This window comes from Acinetobacter sp. WCHAc060006 (assembly GCF_004209135.1).
GTDB classification, from domain to species: domain Bacteria; phylum Pseudomonadota; class Gammaproteobacteria; order Pseudomonadales; family Moraxellaceae; genus Acinetobacter; species Acinetobacter cumulans.
Genome location: NZ_SGSS01000094.1, coordinates 1 through 770 on the forward strand (window position 1 = coordinate 1; position 770 = coordinate 770).

The 770-nt window shown below is 34.3% G+C and carries 1 pseudogene; it reads left to right on the plus strand.

The features are described 5' to 3' along the window. Positions 1 to 141: 141 nt before the first annotated feature. Positions 142 to 770: pseudogene (locus EXE29_RS17330) on the plus strand (IS4-like element ISAba33 family transposase); the annotation flags it as partial.

Genomic DNA, 770 nt, shown 5'->3' on the forward strand with positions numbered 1-770 from the left:
TCTTTGTACACGACAAAAAAAGATAACTCATTGAAATAATGGCATAATACTTGTTTTCTGACGACGAATATGATGACACATTTCAATGAGTTACATCTCATCTTAAACAAATATCTAAAGTGGAACAAGTCACATGCAAATTTTGGTAAAGATCGTATTGTGAATGTGTTTGCAGACAGAGAATTTATCGGTGAGAAATGGTTTACATGGTTAATTGAAAATGACATTAACTTCTGTATACGTGTTAAAAAACTTTATTGTGACCAATCACTTAGCCAAGAATCATAAAATTAGTGATTTATTTCGTCATCTTCAAGTTGGTCAAACTGAATGTCGTAAACGACGTATTTGGGTTGGTCGAGTGAAACTGTATATTAGTGCGCTACGATTAGAAGATGGAGAGCTTTTACTTGTTGTTTCTCCTATGTTTAATGCTTCTGCTATTCGTGATTATGCATTACGCTGGGAAATCGAAACGTTATTTAGTTGTCGCAAAGGACGTGGATTCAATCTTGAAAATACTCGTTTAACAGACCCTAGACGAGTCAAGAAATTGATAGCAGTGCTAGCTATCGGTTTCTGTTGGTGCTATTTAACAGGTGAATGGCAACATGATCGGAAAAAAGCGATAAAAATAAAGAAGCATGGACGACTTTCAGTAAGTTTATTTCGCTACGGTTTGGACTATGTTCAAATGGCTATTCTACGTTTGATTGGTTTTGGAAAAAAAGAAGAATTTAAGAAAGTGCTAGCAATTTTAAGAAAGAAAA